Source organism: Flavobacterium sp. ENC (assembly GCF_020991415.1).
Classification (GTDB): domain Bacteria; phylum Bacteroidota; class Bacteroidia; order Flavobacteriales; family Flavobacteriaceae; genus Flavobacterium.
Genome location: NZ_JAJMOY010000001.1, coordinates 802,656 through 821,097, shown reverse-complemented (window position 1 = coordinate 821,097; position 18,442 = coordinate 802,656). Strand labels below are relative to the sequence as shown.

Annotated in this window: 1 protein-coding gene; it reads right to left on the bottom strand. The window is 39.3% G+C overall.

Annotation, left to right across the window (positions count from 1 at the left end; genetic code table 11):
• Positions 1-32 precede the first annotated feature (32 nt).
• A complete protein-coding gene (locus tag LPB89_RS03340; RefSeq protein WP_230700251.1) occupies positions 33-18,347 on the bottom strand; it encodes a T9SS type B sorting domain-containing protein in 18,315 nt (6,104 codons plus the stop codon).
• Positions 18,348-18,442 lie beyond the last annotated feature (95 nt).

Genomic DNA, 18,442 nt, shown 5'->3' with positions numbered 1-18,442 from the left:
TTTTAGATAACATCATCGGGGCTATAATTTTGTTATCTGTATAAAGTGAAGTGTCCAACAAACTCTCTTGGATCTTTCTCGTCATTTAGTTTAAGAACATACCAGTAATCACCTGTTGGCAATTCTGCACCGTTGTATCTACCATCCCATTTCTGACCTACATGATACTTCGCTACTACTCTGCCATATCTGTCGAAAATATCGAAAGTCAGGTTTTTGTATGCTAATGCACCACAATCAGGACCGATCAGATCATTACGTCCGTCACCGTCCGGTGTAAAGTAATTCGGCAGACAGAAGTCGTAGAATGTACCATGCACTGTAGTTCTGAACTCACAACCATTCTGGTCTCTCACCACTACACTATAGTCACCTGTTTTGTAGATTCTATAGGTATTGGATGGTGTAAATCCTTCATCGTTGAAATTGTATTCGTAAGCCGGTACACCACCAGAAGCTTTCACTTCGATCGTATTCAGGTCCTTATTAACTGTAGATGTAACATCTATTAAATTCAATGGCTGAACAGCATCAATACGAACGGTATTCGTCATTCTATCACATCCTTCAAGGACAACCTGAACACTATAGTTACCCGTAGGAAGGTTTCTGAATATCGGATTACCCGTTTGGGTAATTCCTTTAGAAACTCCATCTTCGAATAAAGTATAAACGATAGTCGCTTTTCTGGTATCATCGATACTTGAATCTACCTCAACCGTGATATTATTCACCGGAAGATCATTCTCACAACTGTAGTTTTCCTTCGCGATCGGGTTTAATTTAACAGGATCCGGTAATTTAAGGAATACCTCATTCGTACATTCGTTAAGATCTTTAACTATTACGTGATATTCAATTCCACCAGAAAGACCCTGGAAACTAAATGTATTGGCATCAACATCCGGTGCTCTGAAATCGATTGTAACACCATCGCCGGTTATGCTGGCCATATATGGTCCCACACCACCTGTAACTTCAACAAATGCAACTCCGTCTTTATCACCGAAACAGTATTCCGGAATTTGTGAACTTACAATTTCAGCAACATCTAATGGGTCCGGTTGTTTAACTTCATCCTGGTAATCACGGTAACATCCGTTTGCATCCTGAACTCTTATGGTATAAATACCAGGTTTTAAGTTATCGAAAATATTCGAGTCAAAGAACTGTGTAAGGTTTGGATGTAATGCATATACATATGCACCCGTTCCTCCTACAGCATTAACCGTAATTTTACCGTTACTGAATCCGTTACACTTCACATCTTCTACAGCTAATGTTGCAGACAATTCAGTATCCGGCTGTGTAATTTCGATGATCTCGAAAGGCTGCTCACAATCCAGACTTTGTACTGTCACACGGTATTTACCTACAGCAAGTTCTGTAAATTCACCCGGTGTCAATTGCGTCGGAGCCGGAATAATTGCATTACCATTCACATCCGTTAAAATGTAAACATAATTCCCTAAACCACCTTTTGCAATAGCAGTTATAGATCCGGATACAGATCCTCTACACTGAATATCCTGGTGCTCATATACTTCCAATGTAATTGCAGGAACTGGTGAGAATTCAACATTCACTTCGGTTGCAGCGTTACAATCATTTGAATCTTTTACAAAATACTTGTACGTTACATTTGCCGTTGTTTTTGGTAAATCAATCTGCACTTGTGATACAAATGATGTTGGGTTATAGACAGTTCCATCCGTACTATAGAAATAAGGACCTGTTCCACCTGTAGCTTTAAGAATAATTCTTGGCGTAATAGCACAAGTTTCTGTTCTGTCTATAGCTATAGTTGCTTCCACTACGTTTGGCTGGTCAACTGTAACTTTGTTAGATGTACCTACACAAGTCCAGTCATCAGAAACAGTAACGAAATAAGTTCCTGCACCTAATCCTGCGAATACTTTATCCGGCTGGGCATCTCTGGTAATTACTGTACCGTTTGCCAACGTTCCGTGTAAGGTATATGTATAGTTTCCTGATCCGCCTGTAATCGTGTTAACCGTTAACGTAGCATCTGTGTCATCATAACAAAGCAGTTTTGTTTTATCTAAACCAACCGTTACATCAATTGGTTTTGGAGCATCTAGCTGAATTGGTGCTGACACCTCACAACCGTTAATGTCTTTCACAAATACTACATATGATCCAACTGCTAAATTTTCAAAAACATTTACAGTAGAATATGGTAGAGTCTTATCTCCTTCTAATTTATATTGGTATTCACCCGGCCATCCACCGGTTGCTGATACAGAAATAATACCATCGTTGTTACCGTTTGCACAAGTAATTTGTTTTACACTTGGTGTAAGTAACAATTCTTCTGCCGGACCTTCAATACTAAATTCAGTAGTAACCGGACAGAATGGTGTATTAACTAAAGTAGCCGCTACAGTATATTTCCCTCTGATCAGGTTAGCAAGTTTTAGTTCCGTTGATGTCGTAACACCACTTTGCTGTGTACCTGATTCATGCGTGATAACATAGCTAAACGGACCTGCTTCATCTGATGGTACAATATTGTCTACCAGTGTCAGGGTAACGCTTCCGTTAGTATCACTGAAACAAATAAGGTTTTTAACCTCTGTAGCCACAATTTTGAATGTGTTTGGCTCATTCACGGTATGGTATCTTACGATACTACATCCTGTTACCGGATTTGTTACCGTGATTTTGTACTGACCTACATTTAATCCTGCAAATAATCCAGTTGGACTAGAGGTAAGCGGGTAAGTATTTGGAGCAACACCTTCGATTGTATAATCTAAAGCTGGTAATGTTCCTTTTGTACTAATTGCAGTAACCTGAATTGACTCTGGGTCTTTACAAGTTATTTTAGTTACATCGATTTTTAAATCATCAATATCTGCATATGGCGCAATAATCACACTGTTAGACTGTGCCTGACAATTGTTACTGTCATAAACCGTTACGGTGTAAGTTCCGCCTAAGTAATCAAATTCAGTAAACGTATTTCTATCGTCTTTCTGAACAGATTTACCATCTCTGAAGAATTCATAGATCAGGTAGTTACCTGAACCACCAACAACAGAACCCGGAGTTACAGTGATCGTTGCAAATTTAACTGCATTACTACCCGTGTTACAAACATATTGTGTAACCGCTGGTAAACCTATCGCCATTACAGCTGGCTCGGCAACAGTAATTGTTGCTGTACCTGAACATCCTCTTCCTGACAATACGGTTACGGTATAAAGTCCGTAAGGTAAGTCTTTGAAAACAGGAGATTCCTGCGCTGGTCTAGGCGTAAATCCTGCCGGACCTGTTAAACTATAGGTATAAACAGGGTTATTATTTGAAGTTGCAATGGCTACAGTGATTGTACCATCTAAACCATCTTTACAAGAAACAGCTGTTGGAGTTAAAATAATTCCTGTAACATCTGTCGGTTGTTCGATTTCGATATCAAACTCTTTTTCACATAAAGTAACAATATCTCTTACTTTAAATTTATATACAGCAGGAGCAAGATTTGCAAAGACAGGTGTAACCTGACTTGTAGCCCAATTGTCTTTCGTATATACATAGCTGTTAGCTGGTAAAACTGTACCGCCTGCAGCATGTAAAGTAATTTCTCCAGTTGCCGTTTTACAATCTGACATCACCGTTATTTCTCCACTTAGTGTAAGAGGTTCCAAAACAGTAACCGGTGCAAGAGCTGTTGTAGCACATTGATTTGCATCTTGTACGGTAACGGTATATTGTCCCGGAGAATAAACGATAAAGAAATTATCTGTTGTAAACGGTCCGTTGTCTAAACTGTATTGTAGAGTTCCCACTCCGGTTGCCGTAACATCAATTCTGTATCCTGAAGCGCTGGCACACTGGCTCGCTACTTTTACATCAGTAATCGTTGGTTTCGGATCTAATGAAACATTTACTGTAACATGATCAAAACAACCCTTCGCATCTTTTACATACACATCCCAGGCATCGAACAATGGGAACACTTTCGTTGTTACAATTGTTTTTGTCGCAGATGGTGTGTACACTAAAAGTGCTGTACTTGTTCCCGCAGGAGCAAATGCATACGTATATCCAGGCGTACCACCAACTATTGTTGAAGAATCTACCGTAAGTACGGCACCATCATTGTTACAGTTTTGGTTTACATTGTCCACTTTTAAACCTGCCAGGCTTAATACCGGAGGTTGTGTAATATCTACAGGATTTGAATCAACTGTACATTCAGGGTAAGCTGTTTGTGTAATTCTAACAGTATAATTAACTCCTACAGGAAGACCCGTAATTGTAAACGGATTACCTGTTGTAGCATTTCCTGTTCCCGAAGCACCCGCTACTGCATTGTTTGCAGCATCGTAAACCTGATAGGTAAATGCACCTGCGTAATTGGTAATGCTCACTGTGATTTCTGCATCGCTGAAACCACTACAACTCACCATTTGAGACGCTGTTGCAATCACTTTCATGGTATTGAATAACGGAACGTTATATACATTAGAAAGAATGAAACAATCTGTCGTTTTATCAGTTACTTTAAACTGATAGAAATGACCTGCATCCGGTGCTGTATAGTTAAATGTATTACCTGTTACAGGAATAGCAGAAGCAAACAGAATACCATCTTTATAAACGTCATATTCAAAATTAGCCGGAACAGATCCGCCTGCAATAACGACGTTAATAATTTCTCCTGCATTTTTACAATCTGCTTTAGTATCTAAAGTAGCTGTAGCAGAAATCAATTTAGGGAATGGGTTTACCGGAACTGAAATAGAAGCGATACATCCGTTACCATCTTTAACATAATAGACCGGATTTTGAACTGATCCGTTATCTATCACATTAAATGTATTTGTTGTTTTCCAGTTCGATCCGTTATCACTGTACGTGTAATCTGTAACCAGATTAGTTCCTTTTCCACCTGTACCTGTAACCGTAACAACAGTTGCATTTAAGGTGTTTGTTCCTGAACATTTAAACGGTGTCACTAAGTATGAAGCCACAACCGGAGTTGGAGGATTAATAATAACAGTATCCGTAGCAGGACAATCTCTTCCTGATTTTACAGTAACGGTATACGTACCTGCAATTAAATCTTTGAATAAAGGATTGTTCACTTGAGTAACCACCAGACCACCAGCCGGTACTGTACGTTGAATCGTGTACGTGTAATCCGGATTGTTGTTAGACGGAGGCAAATTAAATAAAATTGAACCATCGCCTACAGTTCCCTGAGTTCCTGAACAACTTGGTGAAGTTGGTGTAGCAGTAAACACAACCGGAGTCGGATCTACCATTACTACGGCAGGAATCGGATAGGCACAGCCTCTTGAATCGTATACTGTAAATACATAACTACCAGCAGCTGTTACGGTGTAATCAGAGAAAGCCGGGTTTGTAAATGCCACTGGTGCAGAAGCTCCGGCGCCATTAATATTTACCGTATAAGTGTAAGCCGGATATCCGCCAACAGCACTTACTCTAATTGTTCCGTCAGCAGCAAGACCTGCACAATAAAGGTCTTTTCTGTTTTCCGCAGAAGCGAAAAGCTGACCGTTAATCTTAGTTGTTATAGCATCTGTACAACCAAATTTATCTCTAACCGTAATGGTGTAATCACCAGGTTTCAGATCTGTAAATGATCCTGAAGTTTGCCAGTTTGTACCATCAATACTAAATTCGTATGGTGTTACAGGATGTGGCGTACCTACAGAAGTAGCACTTACATTGATTGTTGTTGTATTATCATTTACATAGCAGTAATTAGAAGCATCTATTGCAATTGTCGGTTTAACAGGAGTTGTTAAACTAAACGAATCTGTTACTTCACAACCATTACTGTCTTTTACAGAAATGTTGTAGGTACCTACTACTGTAAGACCGGCAAAAATTCCGTCTGTATTTGTTTTAACAGTTGCACCCTGAGTTAAAGTGTACGTATAATCACCCCAACCGTCAACAGCTGTAATTGTTACGGCTCCAAAAGTAGTACAACCTAATGGTGTAACCACTTTAGTTGCTGATAGCGGAGCAGGTGGTGCAGCAATGTCAAATCCTACTGGCAATGCCATAGAACAACCTGTTACATCATCATATACCGTAAGGGTATGATTACCACTTGACAATCCTGTTAAATTGATTGTTGAAGCTGTTAAACCGGTTACATCCGGATTAGCATCTAATTTATAGTGGTATGTTCCCGGAGCAGCTGAACCAAAGCCTGACACGAAGAAAGTAGCTTTCCCGTCTGTAGCCGTAGCACAGGTTATTCCAGTTGTGGATTGCTCCACTACGTTGATTTTAATTACATCTTTTATGGTATACGGAGCCTGATCTTTACAGTTTCTGGAATCCGTAACTTCAAAAATATAGTCACCAGCAGGTAAACCTGTGAAAAGACCAGAGTTTAAACCTGTTATATTTCCAGCCTGTGCAACCGGCGAAATGATTTTGTAAGTAGAAGTTCCAATACCTTTGGTACTCACCACCTGAACATCACTTGTCGTGGCCAGACATGTAATAGTAGTTTGTGTAAATGCCGGTTCATTAAATACAGGCGCATCTAATTTAAGGATATCCACAGTACCTGATTTAGAACAGCTATTTGCATCTCTCACACTGAATGGAATATTCAGCTGATCGCTTCCTGTATCAATAACATTGTACGTCGTCTGAGTACTGAAATCACTTCCGTTAAAACTATATTCAATAGTTCCGGTACCTCCGCTTGCAGATAAAACAACCTGAGCGTCAAGTCCCACATTACCAGGACCACACGTTAACGGTGTAATAACCGGAGCATTAATGGTTAACTCACTTGGTTCACCTAAAATTATAGTACCTGATGCTTCGCAACCTAAATCATCTTTTACAATAAACGAATAAGGTATACCATTATTTGAAATAGCTGGATACGTATCATCTGTAGAGAATCCTGCATTGTTGAAATTATACCTGTAAGGTCCTTTTCCTCCGGTAGCCGATAATACAATAGTACCTGTACCACCTTTACATAATGGTTGTATAGCCTTAGCATCCGGTACAATTGGTACAATAGGATCAATTGTTACAGCGCTTGTACTAATAGGACAACCGTTTACATCTGTAATTCTGAAGATATAAGTATCCGCAGCTCCCGAAGGCACTGTATAATCGAATGCTGTTACTCCGGCAACAACAGTTGTCGCAGGCGTAAACGTCACGAAACCAGCAATTCCTTTCTTAACTTCATATGTATAAGCCGGTGTACCGTCTTTAACTTCAACATGAATGACAGCATCTTCAACAACAGTTCCTGTAACTGAACAAGCTAATACTTTTCCAACAGTTGCTATTGCAGATGGCGTTGCATTTATGTTTAGATTCGTCGGAAGTGCCTGAGAACAGTTGTTTTTGTCTATCACTACAAAAGTATGTGGTCCTGAATTAAGACCTAAAGCAGTATAGCTTAGTCCTGTAACCGGAACCGGAGTACCGTTATCAACACTTACTTTATATGGACCCATTGTAGGTACCGGATCTGTTATATTCACCGTAACTTCAAATGCGCCTTCTCCTGCACAAAAAGTAGTAAAGTCAACGTTAAATACCGGAAGAGGATCCTGAATAACTTTAACGGTTGCACTTGTAATACAGTTGTTTGCATCTTTAACCCAAACCAAATAATCTCCTGAATTAACAAAGAATGTATTGGTACTGTGGATCGGCAAGAATGATGCTGCTGTTGGTTTTGGATCGTCAGCGTCACCAATTGCTCCTGTATCTGTAATGATTTGGTATAAATAAGAACCTGCCCCACCTTTACCCTGAGCGGTAACAATACCAGCGTTTGGATTACAATTGGCATTTTTAAGTGATGATGCCAATAAGGTTAATGGTGTTGTTGATTCTTTGATCTCAAACATTGTTGACGCAGACTGACAACCGTCAATAGTTCCGCCTCTTTCTGTGAATACAATATAATATCTTCCCGGTACTAATGTTCCAGGATAAGTTATAGTAAATGGTGTCGCTACCGGTGCATTCAAGATAGGACTGATTACAGCATTATCCTGATCTCTGAAAATCTGATAATCTACAGAAGTTGTCGTTGCGTGTTGTCCTGTGATTGTAAAGGTCACTTTACCATCACCAAGTCCCTTACAAGTAACATTCTGAGGAGCTGGAGTACCAACCAGCGTAGAAGCTGATGGGATAGGTCCGGCTGCAGATTTTAAGAAATAACAGTTTGTGGTTAAATCATGTACCACAAATGTATACGTAACACCAGGAATCAGTGGGTTAAATGTTTTAACATTTCCACCTACTACGTCTGGTCCTGTATAGTTATTTGAATATGGTGGTGTATTAAATTCTAAGATACCAAATTCATAGTTTCCACTACCTACCGATGCAACAGCCGTAACAGTTGCAGTTCCTCCTGTTGTACAAGTCGATGGTGTAGTTGTAACATCAATCACCAGGTCGTTTGGCGGAGAAGCCATAACCTCAGTTTTTGATAAAGAACAGCTATTAACATCCCTAACTTCAACAGTATAGATACCAAAATCAATAATATCAAACTTATGATCTTCTTTTGTAGTTGTTGTATAAGAAGCTGTATATCCGAAATTATTACTAATATGGTAGGTATATTGTCCCGTTCCACCTGCAGCATTTATCACTGTGATTGAACCTAAAGTTGAACCCGGAGGTGTTGAAGACGGATCACACTCGATATTAGCTACCACTGTACCAAACGTAATAGGGTCCGGTGCGATCACAAATGCCTGAGTAACTCCTGTTCCAACGCAACCTTTGGCATCACGAACCTGATAGGTATATCCTAAACCAGCTCCCGGTGCTCCCGGTAAATCTGTAAAATAACCGGAATCATTGCTGGTTACCCAATTGTCAATAGTGTACGTAAACGGACCAACTCCACCTGAAGTTACCGTAACTTGTATGGTTCCTTCTTTAGATAAGGTACATAATGTTCCTGTTGCTACAGCATTTACAACTGGCGGTACCGGTGTAGTAACTTTTACAGGAACCGTACTTTCTGCAGAACATCCGTCAGAGGTAACCTGGAAATAATAATCTCCCGGAGTTGAAGTATTGAATACATTACCCGGTAAGGCAACATATGTTCCTCCTAAACCTAATTTATACCAGTAAGTATATGCAGCACCTCCGCCTAAAGCTGATAAGGTAACTTGTGCATCTGTAGTGGTAAATGGCGGAACGGCTGTACAGGTAACATCTTTTTCAGATTTAACTGTAAGCTTTAATTGATTATTAATAATTAATTTGAAAACCGGAGAAATACAATTGTTATCATCTTTAATCGTTAAATCATAAGTACCTGGTCCGGAAATAGTTTTATTAGGGAATAAGGAATAAGTACCATTAACACCATACCATGTCTGTGAACCTGCAAAAACAGATCCGGACATCACGATGTTAAGCGAACCTCCTTTGTAACAGGTTACCGGTATTGGGTCAACGGTTGGTACTGCATCTCTCACTACTGTAAATGATGTCGTCGCAGGACAACCTTTTGCATCTCTTACAAATACATTAAAAGTTTCCCCGTCTACAAGTGTGTTTCTTGAGAAAACACCTGTTGTATTATAATCTGCAGGGTAAACCGGTGCCGGAGTTCCTGCTTTTGCAGAAACTACCGCGTAATATAGGGTACCTGTACCTCCCGTAGCGGTTACTGTAATCGCTGTATTTGGTTTGTCACAATATACTTTTGTACCTGATGCCGCAGTAATGGTAACTGCACTTGGGTTGGCAAGGTTTACAAAAGCCGTATTGCTACATTTTGTTGTTGGGTTTGTAACGGTAATGGTATACGTTGTTCCTCCTGGTAAATTAGTGAACGTAACCACATTACCTGCCTGAGAACCACCTGTAATAGTGGCATTAGCCGTGTTTTTCAGAACGTATGTAAATCCGGTTGAATTTCCTCCAACATTGAATTTAATAGATCCGTCTGAAGCATTATTACAAGATACTGCAGTAACAAGGGTACCACTTACGGTAATTGGAACTACATTATCAATGGTGAAATCTCCATCTTTTATACAACCGTTATTATCGGTAATTCTAAAGAAGTACTTCCCTGGGGATAAATTTGTAAAAGTATAATCCTGAGCATTGATCCCTGTTACAACAGGAGTTGCCGGAGCAATTGCAGCAGTTGTACTTGTTATTTCGAATTTAAATGGTGCTACACCGTTAGTAACGGTAACTTTTAAATCGGTATCCAGTTGAGCAGCGTCACAGCTAATAACATTTGCCTGTGCAAAAGCTAAAGCTGTTGGCGGGTTTAATGTATTAATTGTAGCAGATGTTGTGGCAGTACAGCCATTTTTATCTATTACTGTAATATTGACAAGACCCGGAGTGCTTGTTGTAAATGTATTTGAATCTACATAACCGTTTCCATCTCCGTAATCGTATTTATATTTTCCACCTGTAAACGGAGTTCCATTAATTGCTGTTACTGTAATTGTAGACGTTTGTGGAGCATTTCCTGATCCACATTTTAATTGCGTTGCTAAAGCTGAAGCTGTCAATTTAATGGCAGGCTCTGTAATTGTAACCGGGAACGGTACAGAAGTACAACTTTTAGCATCTGTAACTGTAACAGCATAAGTTCCGGCTTTGATACCTGTAAATACATTATTCGTTTGTGTAATTACAGCTCCCGTTGTTGGTGCAGTTGGTGTTAATACATAGGTATACGTTCCTGCTGCCGGGTTTGTTGTTACCGTAATAGTACCTGTAGAATCTCCTTTACATTTTACATGAGCCGGAGTGGCAGCAGTAACTACTGGTTTTACAATTGCATTTATCTTCTGACTTACAACGGTAGTACAATTTTTACTGTCTGTAATTTCAAAATAATAAGTAGCAGCAGCACCAGCCGGATATGTAAACGAAGTCTGTCCGGCTGCAAGTGTTGTATAAGCACCTGTAAATGGAGCACCTGTAGTATTTACTCTGTATTTATAGTCCGGGTAACCCGCTGTAATATTATAAACTCTGATAGTGGCACCTGGCGTAGCAAGAGAACAATCCAAATCTTTGTCTAAAGTAATACTTGCTGCTATTGGCGAAGCAATCGTTGTTGCCGGTAAATTAATAAAACAACCTGTAGAAGTATCTGTAACTTTAATAATATAACTTCCCGGGATTAATCCTGTGAATGTTCCGTTATTCTGGGTTACACTTCCAAGTGTATAGGTGTAATTAGGTGCTGCATTAGGCGTTACTTTTATAGTAGCTCCTAAAGCACTAGAACAAAAATCAGATGTAACAGTATCTATACTGGCCGTTGGATTAACTTTAGGGTTAATCGTGAAGTTTTGCGTTTTAGTACATCCGTTTAAGTCTGTTACTACTACTTTATAGTCTCCCGCTGCTAATCCTGTAAAAGTATTAGTCGTTTGATTCACAACAGCTCCTGCAGGAGTTACCGGAGTCAGTTCGTAATTCTTATAGGGTGTCCAGCCGCCTACTGCATTTATGATTGCCTGACCTAAACCATTACAAGTAACATGAGTTAATGTAGGAGGGTTTAAAGCTAAAGCTGCAGCCGGAGCCAAAATGGTTACCGTCTGTTGTGCAGAACACGTAGTAGAAGTATTCGTTACTGTAATCGTATGTAAACCAGGACTCAATGCTGCTACCGGAATATCAAAAGAAGTTCCTGTTGCAGGAGATGTTCCTGTTACAGCCGGTTTAGTATCTACAACATACGAGTAATTTGTACCATTACCCAATCCTGTCGCTGTAAATACAGCACTACCATTGGTATCGCCAAAACATACGATATCAGTTTGAGATTTAAATGTTACTGCAATAGTTGGTAATGCAGGTATAAATATAGTTTCTTCGAATTTACAATTGTTCGCGTCTTTTACTTCAAATTTATAAGAAACACCAGCCGCTAAACCTGTAAATGTAGTAGTAGTCTGGTACGTACCAACCGTTGGTAAAAGCATTCTGTATTGCAAGCCTGCTGTTGGTAAAAGTACACCAGCCGCATTCTTCACAGCTGAAATGGTTACACTGGCCGTATTACTTGGACAGGTTACTGCCGAAGGCGTAAGCGTCATCGCTGCCGGTGGGTTCAATTTAGTAATTGTGCCCGCTGGTATTGTAACCGAACAACTTTTCGAATCTGTAATTGTAACCGTGTAAACACCTTCTGTACTTAAATTATTAAATACAAGAGTTCCTTGTGGTCCGGCATATTTAACACCGTCTTTCAATAAAGTGTACTGGTAAGAACCATTTCCTCCACTAACTCCCGAAACTGTAATTGTTGCAGGATTATCACAATTGTATAAAGGCGCCATGGTAGCAGTACCTTTAATTACGTCCGGTTGGAAAACTTTAAACGAATAGGATTGTTCACACTTCTGTCCGTCTCTTACAATATACGTATAAGTCGTTCCTGCAATAGAACCGGCTAATGATCCGTATGTAGTCGTAGACGTAAAAGCACCCGCACCATTAAACTGGTACGTAAACGGAGCTACTCCTGTTAATGGAGTAATCGTAACGGTTCCGTCAGCGGCACCATTACAACTTACATCATCTACTTTCTCTTTTGCAGTTACGGCAATTTTCGAATTAACGATTCCGTCAACCTTAAATGGACAGCCTTTTACATCTGTAATTTCAAAAGTATAGGTTCCTGCAGTACTTGTTGAATAGGTAAATTTAGGACCTGCAATACTACCACTGGTAAATAATGTGGTAGCACCTTTTTTAACCACATATTTATAAGGTGCATAACCTCCTGAAATAGAAACTTCTATAACTGCATTTGGTGCAGTGGTATCACAGCTTAATGGAGTAGTCGTTAGTGCATTTGCTGTTAATTTACCTTCAATTTTTTGACTTACAGCTGTAGCATCACATTTGTTACTGGTATCTGTAATCAAAAAGTCATAGGTTCCTGTTGCTGAGGCTGTATACGTAAATGTTTTCCCTGGAAAAGTAGCAGTTGGATTACCATATCCCGCTCCATTTATATTTACCTGATAATAGAATGGACCAACACCTTTAGTAATATTTACTGTAATCAGCGCGCTGGTACCGTCAAAACATAAACCTGTATTGGAAACAATCTCTGCTTCCGGTCTAACAGGGTCAGCAATAATAAAATCTACATTTTTGGTGTTTGGACATAAATTAGCATCTGTTCCGGAAACGGTATAAGAACCCGGTGCAACACCTGTTATCGTTCCGCCATTAACCGGGAACGCCGTCGTTACTTTTGTAACTGTATTGGTAAGTATTAATGTGTACGGTTTCACTCCACCTGTGGCACTAGCTGTAACTGTAGCACCATCTTTACAAAGCGCTACACTTGGAGAAGCACTTATAGAAAAGGCGGATTCTGTTTTAATTGTGGTTGGTAAACTAACAATACAAGGATTTGGTGATGGTGCTTTTGGATCATCATATCTCACACGCACATCATACAATCCGGCATCTTTACCAGTAAAATCAATTTGGGCAACTGTAGACTTAGTCCAGTTAGCACCACCGTCTATCGTATAATAGAAACCTTTAAGCGGATCAAAATTTTTAGCTATAATACTAAATGCTCCGTCTTTAGATCCGTTACATTTTATATGAGTAAGCCCCTGAACTTCGGCAGTAAAACCTTTACTGTCTTCTACTACCACTTTAAGTTTTTGCTCAGACAAACATGATTTTGGTAACTGACGTACCCAGATATCATCAAGAACTAAATCGTTACCACTAAATACTTCACTACCGGAACGAACCACGAAAGTTAGATTCTTATTATTTCCCGGATTCATCTTGATACTAATCGGTACCCATTTTCTTCTGTTCGGATCATTTGAAGGAGCTGCAATTTCTCCGGTATCATCTCTGGCCACAACATTACCTAAAGCATCAATTAATTCCACTCTGATAATAGGCGCGGCAGCACTGTAACCCGGATTTAATAAGTTTCCAACATAAAAATCAACAATTATATCCTGATTCGGTATAACATCGACAATAGGTTTACTGTACAAAATACCATATTTACCTGCAGCATTACCAATATTTACCAATAAAAATCTTCCATCAGGATCTCCTGTATTGGCCAGGTTGTTTGGATTTGTTGTATGGTCTTTAAAGTGGAACCATGCACCTGTATTATTGCTTGATGGATCATCACTTCTCCAGAAGAAACTTGCTACAGAATAGGCATTATCTTCTACAGATCTACTTGGTGTTCCATTAGGAAATTTACACTGATAAGGAGGATTAACTCGCTGGTCATTGAAACAATATGCTGCTGCAATACCCGGTGATTTGGTTGGCGGTCCGCTACCAAAATCTTCTTTTAACAAATTACTGAAAGTTGGAGAAGATACCAGTTTGTATTTTACAATCACATCGTAGGTACCAACCGGAAGATCTTTAAAGACATTCGGTGGTACATTTGTATTTAAGGCAGTACCTAAATAATATTCATATTCATACGTAGTACTAGGATCCGTTTTTACAGTTACTGTTGTTGTTCCTTTACCGTCACAAGTATAGTTTGTGGTTTGGATAAAAACAGGATCAGATGGTTTTGGCTCAAGGACAATGCCATCCATAGGAAAAACACAACCGGCAGCATCCTTAATTAATAATTTATAAGGAGTCGCCCTTGGATTTACCCATGCATAATTTTCTTTAATCCATGTAAGCCCATCATCAAAACTGTATCTGTACAAATCCGGTGCAGGAAAAGGTATTCCTCCCTGAGGATTGGTAATTCTTACCATTCCCTGATCTAGATTACCCGGAGGTCCACAACCGGATAATTCGGCTACTCCTCCCGAAGCAGTTAATGGATCTGCGGCACCGCCAATAACTACTTTTCGAACAGCATCAAAACATTCTTCCGTACCGTACGTATATTTTACGATTACATCATAGCTGCCCGGAGCCAAATTGGTTGTTGGCAATGTAGTGTATGCCCCATTATTTACATTATAAGAAACGGCATAACCTGAATTTGTTGGTGTAACCACCATATCAATCTGACCACCTTTGTCACCATAACATTTACCATCCGTTCCTTTAATGTCTACGGTTGGTTTCGGTGTGTCAGGGATAGTAACTTTTAAGGCAAAAGTACAGTTATTATAATCTGTAACAATTACATTATATATTCCGCCGGCCGGCAATGGTCTTATAACCGGGATTTTAGGATTTTTTCCGTAATCCACTCCGTTTACATTATAATTGTAGGATGGAGGAACTCCTGGAATTAAAGTTCCGCCTGTTGGTAAAATTTCAAATTCACCATCTCCACAGGCAAGGGTTTTATTAATCTTGTAAGTTGCTGTTAATGATTTGTCGAATATTTCGACTGTCTGCATTTCAAAACAACCGTTATTAGCAGGAAGTGTCAGCGAATTGTTGGCGTACACTTCTACATCATATTTTCCGGGAGCTAAACCTGTAAAAAGCTTATAATTAGGGAATGAAATTTTTCCTGAATTTTCTACTACTGTATTCGTTCCTGCAACTTTTACTATAAATTGGTAATCTCCGGGTGCCTGATTTGCAGTAGCTCTGATAGTACCATCAGATCCCTTACAAAGAGCATCCGTAGGCACTACAGTTGCAGAGAAAATAGTTTTTACGATTGTTAACTTAACCGTAAAAGGACATGAAGACGTTTGTGGGTCCGGTGCTGTTTGTTTTACAGTTACCACATAATTGCCTTCCGGAAGATTATCAAACACATTTGAAGTTTGGAAATCTGTTCCGTTTATACTATAGGTATAACCTGTATTTGGCAACGGATTTGTAACCGTTATTTTTCCGGGCGTTGAACAAGTTACATCGTCCTTTTTAGCTTTTACATCTAAAGGATTCTGGAAAACACTAAAATAAAACGTGTTCACACAATTATTCCCGTAACTTACAATAACCCTGAATGCCCCGGATTTATTTGCCGTGAAATTCGGTCCGTCCGGTGCTGCCTGTGTCCAGTTTACAGCATCTTCATACGCACAACTTGCAGGAAATCCTGTAGGGGGTACATCTGTAGAAACCTGCCATTTAATGTTGGTTGCTCCGGCAATATTGGTTTTGATTTCTCTCGTGTCTGTAAGACCACATAAGAAAATCTTTGGAAACTCCTTATTATCGTTGGCACAAAGGTAAGGTCTTTTTGTAGCCGGGTCTATATTACTGGCATATGGACTAACCGGATTATCATTGGCACCTTTTGCATAATCTTCAACAGTATACGTTTGAAGAATACCTTTACAATCCGGATTACCTCCGGTTTGTACCGTGTAAACTCCTGCTTTTATAACTGTAATTTGTTGTGTAGTTCCAACTACTTTTCCAGACTCATCTTTCCACACATAAGTAGTATATCCATTGGCTGCTTTTAGAATGGCGCTACCACACAGTGATACTTTTCTTTGGAACAAACAATCACTGATTCCAACCAAAAAGTTAGTTGAAGTCGGATCACCTACAAGACATCCTGTATTAAAGGAATAACTTCCGTCTCCATAAGGCTGTCCGTTGTTGGTTGGGTTTTCGGTACCAAAATAACGCGAAGTTGCAGTATTCTGGATTTTATTAGAACAGGCATCAACCAATTCGTTACAATCCGCAACAACTTTAACTCTGAATATGATTTTATATTTAGAACCTGATTTTACAACCAGTTTATCATCGACATTAAATACTATGGTTCTTGTGGCTGCGTTATAAGAAGCAACTGAAATACCATTATCCATAAAAATAATGTCGCTTGGACGATTAAAAATTACATTTTGTGGTAATATATCTGTAATCGTTAACGTTTTTGCATTGTCATTCCCCACATTCTGGAATCCGACCTCATAACGCATCTCCTGCCCTAAAGTTACATCCGCACCATTTAGGTCATACTCCGTTACACCATCGGCACGAACGCCTCTTACTACTTTTGTTAATACAATCTTTGGCTCAATAATATCAACGGCAAAAGTGGTCAGGAATGCTCCGTAACCATCACCATTCGTCGTTAATTTAAGTGCTCCCTGCGTTTCACTATTTCCTAATACTTTATTACCGGTATTATCAATATCAACATTGTCAATATCAAAACCTAAAGTGTTTTCACTATTAGGGTTTCTGTTTTTGACATACGCTCCTCCTCTTGAAATGGTAGAGTTGAAAAAATTATCCTCATCACTTTTTATCGGAGTAACCGTCATGTCTTTCGGATTGACTGCATCCCAAATTTTCGTAAACAGTTTTGTCGGACTTGCCGGTGGAGGGGCACCCCCTCTAAACTGAAAAGAATCCCCTTTTAAACCTCTGTCTCCTTCTAAGGCAGAAACACCAATTTTGGCATAAACAGGCAAAGTTCCCGGTAACGTTTTAAAACCTGAAACAGGAATATTCAATACATCTGAACCCTGCACCCCTGCATAACCATCAAAAACCGAAATGAATTTACTCGGTAGTGAAGGGCTTTCGTAAATAACAACCAAAGTCCATCCTCCTCCGCTTCCTCCTTGTCTTTTTCCTCTTGTAGCTCTAATGTCAGCCACAGTATAAGTACCATTAGCATCCAGTTTACCATTAATATCCTTTACGCCCTGCAAATACTTTGTAACATTTTTGTAACAAATAATTGGAGAGTCTTTAAAAGACTGTGTATCTGCCGGACCGTAATAGTGGTAACCATCAAAAATGATATCATCTTCGTCTCCTGCAGGATCTGCTGCATTATCTGCAGTTAAAACCTCGTAAGTGTTACTACCGGGAACTTTAAACTTAATCTGGTTCCAGTCGGTCAATCTGGGTGTACCTACGAAAAATTGATTAGCATCAGTTCCTACTTCATTAGGGTAGCAAGAGGCCCAATACAAACCTGCGTAAGCGATAGATTTACAACTATTGTCAATCAATAAATTTGCACTACTTGAACTAAAGGTTCCCGGATCACCATCAATATCTATATAAACTGCCGTTTGAGCATTATTATCAGCTGTTCCGTTATATGGTACTGCCAGGCCTTGTCCGGTAACAATACTATTTCCAATTAAAAGGATATCTCCTTTAACCTGCATACTTCCACCGTCTAACCTTGGCTTAAAAGGTTTAGGAATCTGTGCATAAATTGTAGTGGTAAAACACAAAAACAACAGCATACCAAGAATCGTCTTGGCCGTTGTTGCTTTTACAAATAAAGGCTGCAATTTTGCATCAAAAAGTGAAGCATTACGCTTTTCAAACTGATTTTGAATATCAGAAACGATGTTTTTGATAAAAGTAAAAACAGTTTTTACTGATTTAAAAGTAGTAGGTTTTTCCATAGTCATCTTTTTGTTTACTTACACTTCATTCCCTAAGGGGCATTAGAAAATAAAATTATTAGTATTCTAAAATATTTATTATTATGTCCTTCTTA

Excerpts from the sequence above, each read along its gene's own strand:
- LPB89_RS03340 (WP_230700251.1), bottom strand. The coding sequence starts at position 18,347 with ATGGAAAAACCTACTACTTTTAAATCAGTAAAAACTGTTTTTACTTTT.